This is a genomic window from Aerococcus agrisoli (genome assembly GCF_003797145.1).
Classification (GTDB): domain Bacteria; phylum Bacillota; class Bacilli; order Lactobacillales; family Aerococcaceae; genus Aerococcus; species Aerococcus agrisoli.
The window spans coordinates 1-4,511 of record NZ_RKMG01000054.1 but is presented as its reverse complement, the minus strand read 5'-3'; the positions used below and the strand labels follow the sequence as shown (position 1 = coordinate 4,511).

At 41.8% G+C, this 4,511-nt stretch carries 4 protein-coding genes; 2 read left to right on the top strand and 2 right to left on the bottom strand.

Annotation, left to right across the window (positions count from 1 at the left end; genetic code table 11):
• Window positions 1-72: 72 nt before the first annotated feature.
• Window positions 73-300 (bottom strand): type II toxin-antitoxin system RelB family antitoxin, encoded by a 228-nt coding sequence (gene relB / locus EF384_RS09310; RefSeq protein ID WP_123781412.1) that lies wholly within the window; start codon window positions 298-300, stop codon window positions 73-75.
• A 208-nt stretch (window positions 301-508) separates the two neighbouring features.
• On the opposite strand from relB, the gene EF384_RS09305 reads away from it, so the two are divergent.
• Both EF384_RS09305 and EF384_RS09300 read left to right on the top strand, forming a co-directional pair.
• Window positions 509-1,258, top strand: a complete 750-nt coding sequence (locus EF384_RS09305) for an ABC transporter ATP-binding protein (protein WP_123781410.1) — start codon at window positions 509-511, stop codon at window positions 1,256-1,258.
• A gap of 1 nt (window position 1,259) precedes the next feature.
• Window positions 1,260-3,251, top strand: coding sequence for an FtsX-like permease family protein (locus EF384_RS09300; RefSeq protein WP_123781408.1), 1,992 nt, complete (start codon window positions 1,260-1,262; stop codon window positions 3,249-3,251).
• Between the two features lie 407 nt (window positions 3,252-3,658).
• Here EF384_RS09300 and EF384_RS09295 read toward each other — a convergent pair whose 3' ends face one another.
• Window positions 3,659-4,168, bottom strand: coding sequence for an LURP-one-related/scramblase family protein (locus EF384_RS09295; RefSeq protein WP_233570087.1), 510 nt, complete (start codon window positions 4,166-4,168; stop codon window positions 3,659-3,661).
• Window positions 4,169-4,511: the final 343 nt, after the last annotated feature.

The following is a 4,511-nucleotide window of genomic DNA, read 5'->3' as shown; positions in this document are numbered from 1 at the left end:
ATAGAGGTATGAATTATTCAGGAAATAGCATCATTTATAAATTTAAAAGTTTTTAGTGCGAGCCTCAGTTTCTTAGCCTTGCACAATATTTTTTACATCATCATGTGTGTAAAATTGAATATCCTTTGTTTTTTTAGCGTTTTCATATTCTTGAATGATGCCATAATCCACTTCATTTTCAATGTGTGCCATTAGCGTTTCTTTCAGTAAATTTTCCAAAGACTGTCCATGTGCTTTAGCATAGCTATCAAAAAGATACGCTTCTTGATCATTCAAATGGACGTGTACTGTACGACTCATATTTATCCCTCCTGTATCAGCAAAAATCAGGGCAAGAACTTTACAAACCTATTTTACTAAAATTGAAGCAGACAAGCACCTTTTACCAACCTTACAAACTTGTAAGGTTCACCCCCTATTTTGTAAGATTAGATAAAGGCAGTTACCTCCTGGCCTGTCTATACTAAAGCTACAGTCAAAAGATGCAAACCCAAAAGGAGGAATCAAGATGTTACTAGATGTTATTAATGTGAAAAAAGTCTATAAAACACGCAATACTCAAACAGAAGCCCTACGCAATATCGATTTTGGCGTCAACAAAGGTGAATATGTCGCCATCATGGGAGAATCCGGATCAGGAAAATCCAGTCTCTTAAATATTATCGCCACCTTCGACACCCCAAGCGAAGGCCAAGTCCTACTAGATGGCGTCGATTTAGCCACTATCAAAGCCAAATCATTAGCCCAATTCCGTCGCCAACAACTCGGCTTCGTCTTCCAGGACTTCAACGTCCTCGACACCTTTTCCAACAAAGACAACATCCTGTTGCCACTCGTTTTATCCGGCACACCCGTCAAAGAAATGGAAAGCCGTGTCAAACGCGTCGCAGCCAGCTTAGGCATCGAAAGCTTATTGGAAAAATATCCCTATGAAATTTCTGGAGGCCAAAAACAGCGTGTCGCCATTGCTCGGGCCATTATCACCCGACCGACCCTCCTATTAGCGGACGAACCCACAGGCGCCTTAGACTCTGCAGCTTCCACCCAAATTTTGGATAACTTCAAACAAATCAACGCCGAAGGCAACACGATTTTAATGGTTACCCATTCTATCCCTGCAGCCGCAACCGCCAACCGTGTCCTCTTCATCAAAGATGGGGTCGTTTACCATGAACTTTACCGCGGTGATGACGATGATCAAGCTTTCAGAGAACGTATTTCAGACAGCTTGACCATGTTAGCGAATCGAGGTGTTTAATATGGGTTTTGGCATGCTTGCGAAACTATCCTTTAATGGTATCAAAAATCGCCTAACCATCTATTTTCCTTACTTCCTATCTATCGTTTTGCTGATGAGTCTGGAATATATCATGGTTTCCCTCATTGGCAATGAATATGTGCAAACACGCAGTTACTTCCTACCCATGATCATGATCTTCGCGGTAAACATATCCACCATGTTGATTGCCATATTTATGTTTTATGCCAATAATTTTATCCAAAAACAACGCCGGTTAGAGTTTGGTTTATATACGGTGTTAGGTTTGGAAAGAAAACACTTGTCGATTATTTTGTTCATTGAACAAGTGCTCGTTTGGCTTACCAGCAGTCTTTTCGCAATAGGTATCGGTTTTGTCATCGGTAAATTGCTATTTATCTGGCTCAATCGATTGATGAAAAATACCGGTGCGACCTTGATGGATTATCCATTTAGTCCACTAGGTGCAATCACTACCGTTGTGATTTCTGGCCTCATTCTTTTCGCCATCTTGCTCTTAAATAGCTTCCGTTTAACATCCATTAAACCGACGGAACTCTTAAATCAAAAAAATGCCGGAGAAAAGGAACCCAAAGCCAATTACCTATTTTTACTGATTGGATTGATCACGACTGGTCTGGGTTACTATATTGCCTTAACCCTCGACAATCCCTTGAATGACCTGCTCTTTTTATTTGGGGCGATCATCCTGATTATCATTGGGACTTACTGCCTATTTATTAGCTTGAGTATTTTTATCCTTAAAGCCTTGAAAGCCAACAAGAAGATTTACTATCAACCCAAAAATTTCTTGTCTATTTCAGGTATGCTGTACCGAATGAAAGCCAACGCCGTTTCCTTAGCGTCGATTGCGGTCTTATGTACCGGGATTATCCTAACGCTTGGTACGACCCTATCCCTATACTTGGGGATGGATGCTGTGATTGAACAGAGTATGCCTCGAGACTACCAAGTAGACCAAATTCCAGTAACAGGGAATAATTTTGCTGACGAGTCAGAGAAAATGGAGACGACCATCACGACCATTCTAGGTGATGATGCGCAGTTAACAAATACCAGCTATACACGCCAATTTACAACGGGTACTATTTTTGACGATGGCACCTTTTTTCCAGATGACGGCAAACCGCAAGCCCTAGTTTACGTATTGGCTCAGACGCTAGACGAATTCAATCAGCAAAATAATACCAACTATGTGCTCCAAGATAATGAAATCTTGTACGCCTCACCGGCCGATGAATTTAATGGCTATGAGGAGATTCGCTTCCAAGCCAACGACAAAACGACGACCTATCAAACCGTTCAAGTCAGTCCGAAATTGATTCCATCAAACTTTGTCGGTTCCATCGCGCTGGTTGTCTTCAATACCACTGAAGAACTCGAAAACTTTGCGACCGCCTACAACTCACCAATGCTCGACGCCGTATCCTTCATCCATAGCTATAGCTTTGATGCCGCTGATAAAAAGACGGCTGCCAAATTGGATGAAATTGTCACGACAGATGACGGCGTCGTGCAAACGGACGATGGTACCCTGTATCGTTTCAACTCCCAAAAATATATGGCAACCGAGCTATATGCCCTGAATGGTGGTTTCCTATTCCTGGGTATTGTGGTCAGCACCGTGCTTGTCATTGGTACCGTCTTGATGCTCTACTTCAAGCAGATTTCCGAGGGTTATGATGACAAAGACAAATTTGCCACCATGCAACAAGTCGGCTTACCGGATGACCTGATTCGCTCAACCATTCGTAGCCAAGTCTTCTGGATTTTCGCCCTACCATCCTTGGTAGCCGTGATCCACGCCTTGGTCGCACAAAATATTATGGTCAACTTGCTAGCAATTCTTGGGGTAACCGATAAATCAGTTATGTGGCTTGCCTATATCATCATACTAGCCGCATTCCTAGCCATTTACGGCATCTGTTATTGGCTCACATCCAAAATGTACTATCGAATTATCCATGCCTAAGAACTTTATAAATGAAAAGCCCGAGATGCGCAGTCTCGGGCTTCATTTTTGTCCCTATTTCCCGGGCGTTCAGTTGGACATTACGGAATGGCGGCTCATTCAATAGGATTTGGGGCATTTTGTATGGAATGAAAATCCATTCCATACAATTTACCTACTTTTGTATCGAATGAAATCTCATTCAATACAACTTTTGCCGTCTGTATTGAATGACCGACCATTCCATACGATTTTTCATATTTGTATTGAATCACGCGCCATTCCATACAAGTTGGGCGATTTTGTATCGAATAGCATCCCATTCTATACAATTTACCCCTTTTTGTATGGAATGAAATCTCATTCAATAATCGCATCCAAATACAGAAAAAGCTGGGACAAAAAGCCCAGCTTTTCCCATCTATCAATTAGTCTTCTTTGTCATTCTCGTCTTCTTCACGTTCAACGACCAAGTCGATGGCCATGACCACGCCCAAAATAACGGGCACCAAGTCAGCAGACACTTGATCATCGATATCAATCACAAAGGTATCACGGATGGACAAGAGTTTGCGGTCAATACGGGCAATCACATCGCCGTTTTCATCGGTGATCTTGAAATCGAAATCCAGGATATTCCCTTTAACTTCCCAACCGAGCGATTTGACCGTATATTTATCACGGAAAATCGAAATTTTCTTACGAATTTCTGTCACCTTGTCGCCATGTTCATCATATACATTCACCGTCGGCAAAAGGTCTAGCACTTGCTCCTTGACCTGACCAACTTCCTTCTCATCAACAACGTCGATAATCCGAAACTGTTGCCCAATCGACAACCACTTTTTCTTGATTTGATAGTCCACGGTCCCAAACTCATTCTTAACCAGAAAATCACGTTTTACCGAGACCAATTTGTTGCGCATGTAAAGTTTCATCGTAGATCGTCCTTTCGCAAATTCCTATTACCTATAGTATAACATTCCAGCAAAAAACACCTCCTGCTTTAGACCGAAATCCTATTTTTCAGGTATAATAAAAGTACGATTACAGTTAAAGGAGACAGTCATGTATACACGCATATTCGCCATTATTCTACTGGTACTCGGCCTGATTAACGGCTACATACTACTTTTTAAATACCCAAAAGAATTCCAATCAAGCAAGGTCGTGCACAGCTTCCTAACCGTATGCATCCTGGTCGCCGGGGTATTTTTCCTAGCCTATAGCTTCACATAACAAAAAATCCTGAGACTTTAGGTATAGTGGACCCAAAAAGTT

What these genes read in the sequence shown, in the direction of transcription:
- relB (WP_123781412.1), bottom strand. Translation starts at nt 300, where the DNA reads ATGAGTCGTACAGTACACGTCCATTTGAATGATCAAGAAGCGTATCTT.
- EF384_RS09305 (WP_123781410.1), top strand. Translation starts at nt 509, where the DNA reads ATGTTACTAGATGTTATTAATGTGAAAAAAGTCTATAAAACACGCAAT.
- EF384_RS09300 (WP_123781408.1), top strand. Translation starts at nt 1,260, where the DNA reads ATGGGTTTTGGCATGCTTGCGAAACTATCCTTTAATGGTATCAAAAAT.
- EF384_RS09295 (WP_233570087.1), bottom strand. Translation starts at nt 4,168, where the DNA reads ATGAAACTTTACATGCGCAACAAATTGGTCTCGGTAAAACGTGATTTT.